This window comes from Pseudogulbenkiania ferrooxidans 2002, assembly GCF_000174355.1.
GTDB lineage: Bacteria > Pseudomonadota > Gammaproteobacteria > Burkholderiales > Chromobacteriaceae > Pseudogulbenkiania > Pseudogulbenkiania ferrooxidans.
Genome location: NZ_ACIS01000015.1, coordinates 48,702 through 60,959, shown reverse-complemented (window position 1 = coordinate 60,959; position 12,258 = coordinate 48,702). Strand labels below are relative to the sequence as shown.

The window sequence follows — 12,258 nt, the reverse complement described above, 5'->3', positions numbered from 1 at the left end:
CCCGGCGTAGCCCCCCGCTATGCGGCCAAGCGTCCAGGCTCGGGAAGTAGCCCGGCCCTTGCCGACGCCGATGCGGCGGTTGTCGCGGCGACGCCGGCGCTCCGCGGCGGCGATGTCTGGGGGCGGCCGCTCCAACAGCTGCGACGGCAGCCCGGGCCGGCAGCCAGCGGCAGCGCCGGGCGGCTTGCTTGCGCCTCGGCCAGCGTGAAGCCGGCCCGGCGGGCGGCCCCAGCCAGCACGGCGATGGCGTGCTCCAGCTGGCGCCGCGTCACGCGCTTGTCGAGCAGGCTGACCTCGGTGCTCTTGAGCTGGGTCTCGGCCTGCACCACGTCGGCGCGCGATACCCACGCCCTGGCGGTAACGGTTGCGCGTGATCTGCAGCTGCTGGCGATAGGCCGCCACCTGCTCTTCCAGGAGCCGTAGCGTGCGATCGGCGACGTAGAGCTTGAAGTAGGCGCTGGCGAGCTGCGCCTGGGCGCTCAGCCGCACCGATTCCAGGTCGGCCGCGCTGGCCTCGGCGCTGGCGCGGCCGGCTTCCACGGTGCGCCGCACCCGTCCCCACAGGTCGAGCTCCCAAGCCGCGCTGAGTTCGGCGCGGTAGCTGTTGGCGATGGCGCTGTCGCCGCCGGCGCGGCCGCGGCTGGCCGAGGCGCCGGCCGTGACGCTCGGGCTGTAGCCGGCCTGCGCCTGCTGCAGCAGCGCCTGGGCCTGGCGGTAGCTGGCCTCGGCGGCGCGCAGCGTCTGGTTATGCAGCTGCAGCTGCTGCTGCAGGCTGTCGAGCTGGGCGTCGGCAAAGTCCTGCCACCATGCCGCGCGCGGCAGGTGGTCGGCCGGGGTCGCCGGTTTCCAGTCCTTGGCTTCCTGGTACGCCTCCGGCACCGCCACGCTGGGGCGCTGGTAGTTCGGTCCCACCGCGCAGCCGCCCAACAGCAGCGCCGCCAGCGGCCACAGCGCATGGCGCTTGCTTGTCTTCATTTACCCGTTCTCCTGCGCCTGCGCCGGCGCGGAGCGGCGCTCCCGGCGCCCGCTCCACCGCCGCAGGCGGTCCATGTACAGGTACACCACCGGGGTGGTGTACAAGGTCAGCAGCTGGCTGACGATCAGTCCGCCCACCACCGAGATGCCGAGCGGCTGGCGCAGCTCGGCGCCCTCGCCGTGCCCCAGCGCCAGCGGCAGCGCGCCCAACAGCGCCGCCATGGTGGTCATCAGGATGGGGCGGAAACGTAGCACGCCGGCCTCGAGGATGGCCTCGCGCGGCGCCAGCCCCTGCTTGCGCTCGGCCGCGAGCGCGAAGTCGATCAGCATGATGGCGTTCTTCTTGACGATGCCGATCAGCAGCAGCACGCCGATCATCGCCACCACGTTCAGCTCGCCGCCGGACAGTTGCAGCGCCAGGATGGCGCCGACCCCGGCCGAGGGCAGCGTGGAGAGGATGGTGATGGGGTGGATGGCGCTTTCGTAGAGGATGCCCAGCACGATGTACACCGCCGCCAGCGCCGCCAGGATCAGCCAGGGCTGGCTGTCGAGCGAGGCCTGGAAGGCGCGCGCGCTGCCCTGGAAACTGCCCACCAGCGAGCCGGGCAGGCCGAGCCGGTTGACGGCGCCGTCGATGGCGGCGCGCGCCGCGCCGATCGACACCCCGGGGTCGAGGTTGAACGACACCGTGGTGGCGGCGAACTGGCCCTGGTGGTTGACCGCCAGCGGCGTGTTGTCGGGCTGCACCCGGCTCACCGTGGCGAGCGGCACCGGCTGGCTCTGCGGCGTGATCAGATAGATATCGCGCAGCGACTCGGGGCGCTCGAGGTAGGCCGGAGCCGCCTCCAGCACCACCTTGTACTGGTTGAGCGGATTGTACAGCGTGGCGATCTGACGTTGGCCGAAGGCGTTGCCGAGCGCGCTGTCGGCGTCGTTCTGGGTCAGGCCGAGGCGCGCCAGGGTATCGCGGTCGAACAGCAGCGTGGTCTGCAGGCCGCGGTCCTGCTGGTCGGTGTTGACGTCGGCGAGCCCGGGCAGCCGCACCAGCGCCTGGCGCACGCGCGGCTCCCAGGCGCGCAGCTGGGCCAGGTCGTCGCCCTGCAGCGTGTACTGGTACTGGGCGTTGCTCTGGCGCCCGCCGATGCGCAATTCCTGCGCCGCCTGCAGGAACAAGGTGGCGCCCGGCTCGCGCGACAGCTGCTTGCGCAGCCGCGCGATCACCTGGTCGGCGCTTTCCTGGCGTTCGCTGCGCGGCTTGAGGCCGACGAAGACGTTGGCGCTGTTGCGCGCGCCGCCGCCGGTGAAGCCGACCACGCTGGCCACCGCCGGGTCGCGCCGCACCACGTCGACGAAGCGCTGCAGCTTGCCGCGCATGGCCTGGAACGAGATGCTCTGGTCGGCGCGGATGTTGCCGATCAGGCGCCCGGTGTCCTGCTGCGGGAAGAAGCCCTTGGGCACCGCGACGTAGAGCGCGACGTTGGCCGCCACGGTGGCGACCAGCAGCAGCAGCATCAGCAGGTGGTGGTCGAGCGACCACGCCAGCGAGCGGCGGTAGCCGGCCACCAGGCGTTCGAACCACTGCGCGCGCCAGCGCGCGAAGCGGCTCGGTGCCGCCGGCCTCGGCGGACGCGGACGCAGCCAGCGCGAGCACAGCATCGGCGCGGTGGTGAGCGACACCACCAGCGACACCAGGATCGCCGCCGACAGCGTCAGCGCGAACTCGCGGAACAGCCGGCCGACGATGTCGCCCATCAGCAGGATCGGGATGAACACCGCGATCAGCGACAGGCTCATCGCCAGCACCGTGAAGCCCACCTCGCGCGCACCGCGGAACGCCGCCGCGCGCGGCGTCATGCCGTTCTCGATGTGGCGCGCGATGTTCTCCAGCACCACGATGGTGTCGTCCACCACAAAGCCGGTGGCAATGGTCAGCGCCATCAGCGACAGGTTGTTGAGGCTGAAGCCGGCCAGGTACATCACGCCGAAGGTGCCGATCAGCGACACCGGCACGGTGATCGCCGGCACCAGCGTGGCGCGCCCGCTCTGGAGGAACAGGAATACCACCAGCACCACCAGCGCCACCGCCGTAACCAGGGTGCGCTCGACGTCGCGCAGCGAGGCGCGGATGGTCGAGGTGCGGTCCTGCGTCACCGTCAGCGTGGCGGTCTGCGGCACCGAGGCGGAGAGCTGCGGCATCAGCGCGCGCACGCGCTCCACGGTGTCGATGACGTTGGCACCGGGGGCGCGGAACAGCAGCAGCACGATGGCCGGCTTGCCGTTGGCGAGCCCGGCGTTGCGCACGTCCTGCACCGAATCGCTCACCGTGGCGACGTCGGCCAGGCGCAGCGCGGCGCCGTCCTGGTAGTGCACGATCAGGCCGCGGTAGTCGGCGGCGCGGTTGAGCTGGTCGTTGCTGGCGAGCTGCCACTGCCGGCCGGCGTCCTCCAGCACCCCCAAGGGCAGCTTCAGGGTGTAGTTCTGGATCGCCCGGCGCACCGCGTCGAAGCTGACGCCGTGGCGCGACAGCGCGGTGGGATCGAGCGCCACGCGCACCGCCGGCAGCGCCCCGCCGCCGACCGTGACCTGGCCGATGCCGTCCACCTGCGACAGCTTCTGCGCCAGCACGGTGGAGGCGATGTCGTACAGCCGGCCCTTGGTCAGGGTGTCCGAGGTCAGCGTCAGGATCAGCACCGGCGCCTCGGACGGGTTGACCTTGCGGTAGGTCGGCGTACCGGACAGCGCGCTGGGCAGGTTGGCGAGCGCGGCGTTGATGGCGCCCTGCACGTCCTTGGCGGCGCCGTTGCTGTCGCGGTTGAGGTCGAACTGCAGCACGATGCGGGTGCTGCCCTGCGAGCTGGTCGAGGTGATCTCGTTGACCCCGGCGATGCGCCCCAGGGTGCGCTCCAGCGGCGTCGCCACCGTGGCCGCCATGGTCTCCGGGCTGGCGCCGGCCAGCTGCGCCTGCACCTGGATGGTGGGGAAATCCACCTGCGGCAGCGACGCCACCGGCAACAGCCCGAACGCCAGCAACCCGGCCAGCGCGATCGCCAGCGTCAACAGCACGGTGGCGACCGGGCGGCGGATGAACGGCGCGGACGGGATCATGCCGCGTCACCCTGCGCCGCCGGCGCCTTGCGCCAGCGCCGCGCCAGGCGGTCGAAGGCGAGGTAGATCACCGGCGTGGTGAACAGCGTCAACAGCTGGCTCAACAGCAGCCCGCCCACCAGCGTGATGCCGAGCGGGTGGCGCAGCTCGGAGCCGGCGCCGGAGCCCAGCATCAGCGGCAGCGCGCCCAACAGCGCCGCCAGCGTGGTCATCAGGATCGGGCGGAAACGCAGCAGGCAGGCCTGGAAGATCGCCTCGCGCGGGCTAAGCTTCTGCTTGCGCTCGGCCTCCAGCGCGAAGTCGATCATCATGATCGCGTTCTTCTTGACGATGCCGATCAGCAGGATGATGCCGATCACCGCGATCACGTCGAGCGAGGAGCCCGACACCAGCAGCGCCAACAGCGCGCCGATCGCCGCCGACGGCAGCGTGGAGAGGATGGTGACCGGGTGGATGTAGCTCTCGTACAGCACCCCCAGCACGATGTACATCGTCACCACCGCCGCCAGGATCAGCCACAGGGTGTTGGAGAGCGAACTCTGGAACGCCGCGGCGGCGCCCTGGAAGCGCGTCTCGACGCTGGCCGGCAGGCCGATCTCATGCTCCACCTCGCGCACCGCCGCCACCGCGCTGCCCAGCGACACGCCGGGGGCGAGGTTGAACGACAGCGTGGCGGTGGGGAACTGGTCGAGGCGATTGAGCACCAGCGGCGCCAGCCGCTCGCTCACCTTCACCACGCTCTTCAGCGGCACCGGGGTGCCGCCGCTGCTGGTCAGGTAGAGATCGTCGAGCGCGGCCAGGCCCTTGCCGGCGGCCCCGCCCGATTCCAGCACCACGCGGTACTGGTTGGTCTGGGTGAAGATGGTCGAGATCAGACGTTGGCCGAAGGCGTCGTACAGCGCGTTGTCCACCGCCGCGGCGCTGACGCCGAGGCGCGCCGCGCTGTCGCGGTCGATCTCGATATACGCCTGCAGGCCCTGCTCCTGCTGGTCGCTGGCGACGTCCGCCAGCTCCGGGCGCTGGCGCAACGCGTCCAGCAGGCGCGGCACCCACTGCGCCAGCTCGGCGGCGTTGGCGCTGTCGAGCGCGAACTGGTACTGGGTGCGGCTGGGCGTGGTCTCGATGGTGAGGTCCTGCGCCGGCTGCAGGTAGAGCGCGATGCCCGGCACCTGCGCCGCGCTCTGCTGCAGCCGCGCCGCCACCGTGGACACGTCGTCGCGCTCGCCATGCGGCTTCAGGTTGATCTGCAGGCGCCCGCTGTTGAGCGTGGCGTTGCTGCCGTCGACGCCGACGATGGACGACAGGCTCGCCACCGCCGGGTCGTGCAGCAGCACCGCGGCCAGGCGCTGCTGGCGCTCGGCTATGGCGGCGAACGACACCGACTGCGGCGCCTCGGTCACCGCCTGGATGGCGCCGGTGTCCTGCAGCGGGAAGAAGCCCTTGGGCACCACCAGGTACAGCGCGGCGGTCAGCACCAGCGTGCCCAGCGCCACCAGCAGCGTCAGCGGCTGGTGCTCCAGCACCCACTCCAGGGCGCGGCCGTAGCGCGCGATCATGCCGTCGATGAAGGCGCCGCTGGCGTGGTAGAAGCGCCCCTGCTTCTCCTCCGGCACGTGCTTCAAGAGGCGCGCGCACATCATCGGCGTCAGCGACAGCGAGATCGCCGCCGACAGCAGGATCGACACCGCCAGCGTGACGGCGAACTCGCGGAACAGCCGCCCCACCACGTCGCCCATGAACAGCAGCGGGATCAGCACCGCGATCAGCGAGAAGGTCAGCGAGATGATGGTGAAGCCGATCTGCGCCGAGCCCTTGAGCGCGGCCTGCAGCGGCGAGTCGCCCTCCTCGATGTAGCGCGCGATGTTCTCGATCATCACGATGGCGTCGTCCACCACGAAGCCGGTGGCGATGGTCAAGGCCATCAGCGTCAGGTTGTTGAGGCTGAAGCCCGCCAGGTACATCACGCCGAAGGTGCCGACCAGCGACAGCGGCACCGTCACGCCGGGGATGAGGGTGGCCGGCACGTTGCGCAGGAACAGGAAGATCACCATCACCACCAGCGCTACCGCCAGCATCAGCTCGAACTCGACGTCGTGCACCGCGGCGCGGATGCCGTCGGTGCGGTCGCTGAGCAGGGTCACGTCGACCGAGCCCGGCAGCGTCGCCTTGAGCTGCGGCAGCAGCGTCTTGATGCGGTCCACCACCTCGATCACGTTGGCGCCGGGCTGGCGGCGGATGTCGACGATGATTGCCGGGCTGCGGTTGGCCCAGGCGCCGAGACGGCGGTTCTCCACCTCGTCCACCACCGAGGCCACGTCGGACAGGCGCAGCGGTGCGCCGTTCTTGTACGCCAGCACCAGGCGGCGGTAGTCGTCGGACGAGGCGAGCTGGTCGTTGGCGTCGATGCTGGAGGCCTGCAGCGGGCCGTCGAAGCCGCCCTTGGACTGCTTCACGTTGGCGCTGCCGATGGCGCTGCGCAGATCGGCCAGGGTCAGACCGTTGGCCGCCAGCGCGCGCGCGTCGGCGCGGATGCGCACCGCCGGGCGCTGGCCACCGCTCAGGCTCACCAGCCCCACCCCGGAGAGCTGCGACAGCTTCTGCGCCAGGCGCGTGTCGACCAGGTCTTCCAGCTTGGGCAAGGGCAGCGTCGGCGAGGTGATGGCGAGCGACACGATCGGGCTGTCGGCCGGGTTGACCTTGTTGTAGATCGGCGGCGACGGCAGGTCGGCCGGCAGCAGCGAGCTGGCGGCGTTGATCGCCGCCTGCACTTCCTGCTCGGCCTCGTCGAGCGCGATGTCGAGCGTGAACTGCAACGTGATCACCGAGGCGCCGCCGGAACTGCTGGTGCGCATCTGGCTCAGCCCCGGCATCTGGCCGAACTGGCGCTCCAGCGGCGAGGACACCATCGCCCCCATCACCTCCGGGCTCGCGCCCGGGTAGAGCGTCACCACCTGGATGGTGGGGTAATCCACCTGCGGCAGCGCCGACACCGGCAGCAGCTTGTACGCCACCCAGCCGGTCAGCACCAGCGCCAGCATGCACAGCGTGGTGGCGATCGGCCGCAGGATGAAGGGACGGGACGGGTTCATTGCTTGGCCTGTCCCTGCGCCGCCGGCGCCGAGGCCGCGTGCTTGCCACGGCGCTTGCCGCCAGCGCCCGGCGCCGTGGCGCCCGCGTCGTTCAGGGCGCGCGGCTTGACCTGGCTGCCGGCGCGCAGCCGGTCGAGGCCGTCGAGCGCCACGCGCTCACCCGGCGCCAGGCCCTGCTCCACCGCCAGCTGGCCGGCATCGGCCGGCCCCGGCACCACCGGGCGCAAGGCGACACGGTTGTCCGGCTGCACCAGGTAGACGAAGGGGCCGTCCTTGCCGCGCTGCAGCGCCGCCTCCGGGATCAGCACCGCGTCGCGGCGCACCTCGGTGAGCAGCTTGACGTTGATGAACTGGTTGGGGAACAGCACGTTGTCGGCGTTGGCGAAACGCGCCTTGAGCTTGACCGTGCCGGTGGTGCTGTCCATCTGGTTGTCCAGCGTCTCCAGCTTGCCCTGGGCCAGCAGCTTGCCGCCGCGGTCCCATGCCTCGACCGACAGCGCCTGACCGGCCAGATAGGGCTTCATCACCGTGCTCAGGTGCGCCTCGGGCAGCGCGAACACCACGTGGCTGGGCTGGGTCTGGGTGATCACCACCAGGCCGTTGGCGTCGTTGGCGGTGATCATGTTGCCGGCGTCGACGCGGCGCAGCCCGACGCGCCCCGCCAGCGGCGCCGTGATATGGCTGTACGACAGCTGCAGGCGGGCGTTGTCGACCACCCCCTGGTCGACCTTGACCGTGCCGCGGAACTGCTGCACCAGCGCCGCCTGGGTATCCACCTGCTGGCGCGCGATGGAATTCTCCGCCAGCAGCGACTGGTAGCGCGCCAGGTCGATCTCGGCGTTCTTCAATTGCGCGCTGTCGCGCAGCAGCTGCCCCTCGGCCTGCGCCACCGCCGCCTCGAACGGGCGCGGGTCGATCTCGGCCAGGAGCTGGCCGGACTTGACCAGCTGGCCCTCGGTGAACAGCACGCGCATCAGTTGGCCGTCGACGCGGCTCTTCACCGTCACCGTCTCGCTCGGCGTCACCGTGCCCAGGGCGGTCAGGTAGACCTTGAGCTGGCCGCGCCGCACCGTCGCCACCGTCACCGTCTGCGGCCCGCGCTCGCCCCGTTTCTGCACCGCCGCCTTGTCCGCACCGGACGCGGCGTGCCAGCGCTGCCAGCCGACCGCCCCGGCCACGACCAGGCCGAACAGGGCCAGCCACAGCAGGCGGCGACGCGGGCGGGGGGTAGAGGGAGAAGACGGGGGGGTGGATTCGGAGGGGGTCGGGCTCATCGTGTCGGTTCGCTGTCTGGGGCTGGGAAAAAGGAAAACGGGCAGACGCCCGGACCAACCTCGACGCACCGGGCGAGGTTCAATGATATCGGCTAAACCTTACGCAAACATGGAGAGAATGCGAATTCGTGCCACGCGTCATGCCGCTCGGGAGGGCCCCCGGCGCCGGACTCGGCGCCGTGCCGCGCATGCGCTATGCTGTGTCACCCCCCAACCGAGCCGCCCCGCCCGATGAGCGCCCCTTGCCCGACTCCGCCGACCGCCGCCCCCGAAGACATCCACTTCGTGCTGTTGCCGGAATTCTCCATGCTCGGCCTGCTGTCGGCGATCGAGCCGCTGCGCGTCGCCAACCGCTTCCACCCGGCGCTGTACCGCTGGCACCTGCTGAGCCTGGACGGCGGCGCGGTCAGCGCCAGCAACGGCATGTCGCTGGCGGCGGAAGGCGCCTGCAGCGGGGCGGGAGCGGTGCGCACGCTGTTCGTGGTGGCGGGCTTCAACCCGCTGGCGCACGCCACGCCGGCGTTGACCGCCTGGCTGCGCCAGCTCGCGCGGCAGGGTGCGACGCTGGGCGGCATCGACACCGGCTGCTTCGTGCTGGCCGAGGCCGGGCTGTTCCGGCACGAGAAGCTGACGCTGCACTGGGAGGCGATCGCGGCGTTTCGCGAGCACTACCCGGCGCTCAACGTCACCCAGGAATTGTTCGAGATCGACGGGGCGCGCATCAGCTCGGCCGGCGGCACCGCCTCGATCGACCTGATGCTGGAGCTGATCGGCCGCCACCACGGCGCCGAACTGGCGATGCAGGTGTCCGAGCAGTTCGTGCTGGGCCGCATCCGCGCCAAGTCGGATCACCAGCGCCTGCAAATCGCGGTGCGCTACGACGTGCACAACCGCAAGCTGGTGAACGCCATCGGAACCATGGAACGGCATCTCGAGACGCCGCTGACGGCGGACGAGCTGGCCGAGACGGTGGGGGTGACGCGGCGCCAGCTGGAGCGGCTGTTCCGCGCCCAGTTCGACGATACCCCGGGCGCGTTCTACCTGAAATTGCGGCTGGAGAGGGCGCGCGAGCTGCTGCGCCAGACCGGGATGAGCGTGATGGAGATCGGCGTGGCGTGCGGTTTCGACTCGGCCACCTATTTCGCGCGCGCCTACCGCCAGCGCTATAGGGTGACGCCGAGCCACGACCGCCACGAAGAGAGCGCCGCGCGGGCGGCACCTTGACCGTAGGGCGGAAGCCCCGCCTACGGGGCGTTCCGCCAAGCCGGTGCGCCACGAATCAGCGGCGCATTCGACGCGCATACCGACGCGGTATATCGCGACGCCCGGCGGATCGCCCCAGCACAGCAGGGGCATCCGCCCTACACCGCCAGCTCGGCCAGATTGCGGAACAGTTCCAGCGCCTCCGGGTTGGCCAGCGCCGTCAGGTTCTTCACCGGCCGGCCGTGCACCACCTCGCGCACCGCCAGTTCCACGAACTTGCCGCTTTGCGTGCGCGGGATGTCGGCCACCTGCACGATGCGCGCCGGCACGTGGCGCGGCGTGGTGTGGCGGCGGATGCGTGCGCGGATCGTCTGCTGCAGTTCATCACTCAGCGTCAGCCCGGCGGCGAGCCGCACGAACAGCACCACGCGCACGTCGCCCTGCCAGTCCTGGCCGATGGCGAGCGACTCCAGCACCTCGGGCACCGTTTCCACCTGGCGGTAGATCTCGGCGGTGCCGATGCGCACCCCGCCGGGATTGAGCACGGTGTCGGAGCGGCCGTGGATGATCAGCCCGCCGCGCGTGCTCAGCTCGGCCCAGTCGCCGTGCACCCACACCCCGGGGAAGCGTTCGAAGTAGGCGGCGCGGTACTTCGTGCCATCGGCATCGTTCCAGAAGCCGAGCGGCATCGACGGGAACGGTCTGGTGCACACCAGCTCGCCCTTCTCCCCCACCACCGGCGCCCCCGCCTCGTTCCACACCTCGACCGCCATGCCGAGCCCGCGCGCCTGCAGCTCGCCGCGGTACACCGGCTTGGCCGGGCAGCCGAGCGCGAAGCAGGACACGATGTCGGTGCCGCCGGAGATCGAGCACAAGGCCACGTCCGGCTTGATGGCCCGGTAGACGTAGTCGTAGCTGGCCGGCAGCAGCGGCGAGCCGGTGGAATAGACGAAACGCAGGCTACTGAGGTCGTAGCGCTCGCCCGGCGCGACGCCGGCCTTCTCCAGCGCCGACAGATACTTGGCGCTGGTGCCGAAATGGGTCAGCCGCGTCGCCTCGGCGATGCGCCACAGCACGTCGGGGGCGTCATTCAGCAGCGGCGCGCCGTCGTACAACACCAGCGTGGCTCCCACCGCCAGCGCCGACACCATCCAGTTCCACATCATCCAGCCGCAGGTGGTGTAGTACAGCAGGCGGTCGCCGTCAGCGAGGTCGCCGTGCAGCATGTGCTCCTTCAGGTGCTGCAGCAGCGTGCCGCCGGCGCCGTGCACGATGCACTTGGGCTGGCCGGTGGTGCCGGACGAATACAGGATGGTGAGCGGCGCCTCGAACGGCATCGGCGCGAAGTCGATCTCGCCGGCCGGGTACGCTGCGACGAAGTCGTCCCACGTCACCACCTTGGCGATTCCGTCGAGTTCCGGGGTGCCGCCGGCATAGTTCCACACCACCACGCGTTCGAGCCCCGGCAGCGCGCCGGCCAGTTCGGCCAGCTTGGCGCGCACGTCGATCGCCTTGCCGTTGTAGCGGTAGCCGTCGCTGGCGAACAGCACCTTGGGTGCTATCTGGCCGAAGCGGTCGAGCACGCCCTCGACACCGAAATCCGGCGAGCAGCTGCTCCACATCGCGCCCAGGCTGGCGGTGGCCAGCATCGCCGCCACCGTCTCCGGCATGTTCGGCACCAGGCCGGCCACCCGGTCGCCGGGGCCGACGCCCTGGGCGCGCAAGGCCTGGGCCAGGCGCGACACGGTGCCGTACAGCCGGCCCCAGCTCCAGGTCGCGCGCACCTGATCCTCGCCGTAGAACGCCAGCGCCACGCCGTCGTCGCGCCGCCGCAGCAGGTTGGCGGCGAAATTCAGCCGCGCACCGACGAACCAGCGCGCGCCGGGCATGCGCTCGCCATCCTGCAGCACCGTGTCGGCCTCGCGCATGGCGCGCACCTCGGCGAAACGCCACAGCGCCTGCCAGAACACCGCCGGCTCGCGGATCGACCAGTCGTACAGCGCGTCGTAGTCGTCGAGCGCGATGCCCTGCCCGCGTGCCACCTCGGCGCGGAAGGCGTCGAGCCGGCACGGTGCGCCGGGCCGCCACAAGGGCTCGTTGGGAACGGGTACGCTCATGTCTGCCCGCCCTCCGTCGCGGCGCGCCGCGGCAGCCCGATCACCCGGCCGGCGTAGGCCGGGCGCGGCAGGCCGGCGTGCGCCGCCGCCAGCGTCTCGACCCTGGCCAGCACCGCGGCGTCGAACGGTGCCGAGCAGGCTTGCGCCGTGTCGACGTGCAGCAGCATCTGCTCGCTGGCGGCCACCGGCTCGGCCTCGTCGCCACGATGCAGCGTGAAGTAGACGTGCAGGCGCTTGCTGTCGTGGGCCAGCAGCTGGCAATCCACCCGCACCGCCTCGCCCTGCTTCAACTCGGAGAGGTAATTCAGGTGCACCTCCAGCGTGTAGACCGAGCGCCGGCTGCGCTCACGCTCCGCCGCGTCGAGCCCGATGGTGTCGATCAGCGCGTCGACGGCGTAGCTGAACAGCAGCAGGTAGAAGGCGTCGCGCAAGTGGCCGTTGTAGTCGACCCACTCGGCGCGCACCTCATCGCGGTACAGCGTCAGCGCGCTCATT

Annotated in this window: 7 protein-coding genes; 1 reads left to right on the top strand and 6 read right to left on the bottom strand. The window is 71.0% G+C overall.

Translation table 11 applies throughout. The features are described 5' to 3' along the window. The 4 genes from FURADRAFT_RS19210 to FURADRAFT_RS19195 form a co-directional block, all read right to left on the bottom strand. On the bottom strand, positions 1 to 975 hold a 975-nt coding region (locus tag FURADRAFT_RS19210; protein WP_008955841.1), incomplete at its 3' end, for a TolC family protein. Continuing rightward, positions 976 to 4,080: a multidrug efflux RND transporter permease subunit gene (locus tag FURADRAFT_RS19205; RefSeq protein ID WP_008955840.1), complete on the bottom strand. Its 3,105-nt coding sequence runs from the start codon at positions 4,078 to 4,080 to the stop codon at positions 976 to 978. It lies immediately after the preceding gene. Further along, positions 4,077 to 7,169: an MdtB/MuxB family multidrug efflux RND transporter permease subunit gene (locus FURADRAFT_RS19200; RefSeq protein ID WP_008955839.1), complete on the bottom strand. Its 3,093-nt coding sequence runs from the start codon at positions 7,167 to 7,169 to the stop codon at positions 4,077 to 4,079. The genes FURADRAFT_RS19205 and FURADRAFT_RS19200 overlap by 4 nt, the downstream gene beginning before the upstream one ends. After that, a complete protein-coding gene (locus FURADRAFT_RS19195; protein ID WP_008955838.1) occupies positions 7,166 to 8,443 on the bottom strand; it encodes an MdtA/MuxA family multidrug efflux RND transporter periplasmic adaptor subunit in 1,278 nt (425 codons plus the stop codon). The genes FURADRAFT_RS19200 and FURADRAFT_RS19195 overlap by 4 nt, the downstream gene beginning before the upstream one ends. A 231-nt stretch (positions 8,444 to 8,674) precedes the next feature. Here FURADRAFT_RS19195 and FURADRAFT_RS19190 point away from each other — a divergent pair, with 231 nt between their 5' ends. Next, positions 8,675 to 9,667, top strand: coding sequence for a GlxA family transcriptional regulator (locus FURADRAFT_RS19190; RefSeq protein WP_008955837.1), 993 nt, complete (start codon positions 8,675 to 8,677; stop codon positions 9,665 to 9,667). A 137-nt stretch (positions 9,668 to 9,804) separates the two neighbouring features. On the opposite strand, the gene FURADRAFT_RS19185 is transcribed toward FURADRAFT_RS19190, so the two are convergent. Together FURADRAFT_RS19185 and FURADRAFT_RS19180 are read right to left on the bottom strand one after the other, a co-directional pair. Then, positions 9,805 to 11,763 (bottom strand): acetoacetate--CoA ligase, encoded by a 1,959-nt coding sequence (locus tag FURADRAFT_RS19185; protein ID WP_008955836.1) that lies wholly within the window; start codon positions 11,761 to 11,763, stop codon positions 9,805 to 9,807. Further along, the gene (locus FURADRAFT_RS19180; protein WP_008955835.1) at positions 11,760 to 12,257 is read right to left on the bottom strand and encodes a thioesterase family protein; all 498 of its coding nucleotides are present in this window, start codon (positions 12,255 to 12,257) and stop codon (positions 11,760 to 11,762) included. The genes FURADRAFT_RS19185 and FURADRAFT_RS19180 overlap by 4 nt, the downstream gene beginning before the upstream one ends. Position 12,258 lies beyond the last annotated feature (1 nt).

Excerpts from the sequence above, each read along its gene's own strand:
- FURADRAFT_RS19205 (WP_008955840.1), bottom strand. The coding sequence starts at position 4,080 with ATGATCCCGTCCGCGCCGTTCATCCGCCGCCCGGTCGCCACCGTGCTG.
- FURADRAFT_RS19190 (WP_008955837.1), top strand. The coding sequence starts at position 8,675 with ATGAGCGCCCCTTGCCCGACTCCGCCGACCGCCGCCCCCGAAGACATC.
- FURADRAFT_RS19180 (WP_008955835.1), bottom strand. The coding sequence starts at position 12,257 with ATGAGCGCGCTGACGCTGTACCGCGATGAGGTGCGCGCCGAGTGGGTC.
- FURADRAFT_RS19195 (WP_008955838.1), bottom strand. The coding sequence starts at position 8,443 with ATGAGCCCGACCCCCTCCGAATCCACCCCCCCGTCTTCTCCCTCTACC.
- FURADRAFT_RS19185 (WP_008955836.1), bottom strand. The coding sequence starts at position 11,763 with ATGAGCGTACCCGTTCCCAACGAGCCCTTGTGGCGGCCCGGCGCACCG.
- FURADRAFT_RS19200 (WP_008955839.1), bottom strand. The coding sequence starts at position 7,169 with ATGAACCCGTCCCGTCCCTTCATCCTGCGGCCGATCGCCACCACGCTG.